Source organism: Bacillus sp. J14TS2, from assembly GCF_018333015.1.
GTDB lineage: Bacteria > Bacillota > Bacilli > Bacillales > Bacillaceae_C > Lederbergia.
In genome coordinates this window covers 1-255 of the sequence record NZ_BORE01000084.1, presented here as the reverse complement: position 1 = coordinate 255, position 255 = coordinate 1, and the positions used below count along the sequence as shown (strand labels likewise).

The 255-nt window shown below is 47.1% G+C and carries 1 rRNA gene; it reads left to right on the top strand.

Going from position 1 to position 255, the window contains the following annotated elements:
- Positions 1 to 54: 54 nt before the first annotated feature.
- Positions 55 to 255: ribosomal RNA gene (locus KI375_RS27165) — 16S ribosomal RNA — on the top strand; the annotation flags it as partial.

Below are 255 nucleotides of genomic sequence, written 5' to 3'. Positions count from 1 at the left end.
AATATTGGATAAATGGTTTTGAACCATTGCCAGCAATTGAGTAGGAAACAACACTTTTATGAGAGTTTGATCCTGGCTCAGGACGAACGCTGGCGGCGTGCCTAATACATGCAAGTCGAGCGGATCAAATAGGAGCTTGCTCCTTGACGATTAGCGGCGGACGGGTGAGTAACACGTGGGCAACCTACCTGTAAGACTGGGATAACTCGCGGAAACGCGAGCTAATACCGGATAATTTCTTTCTTCACATGAAGA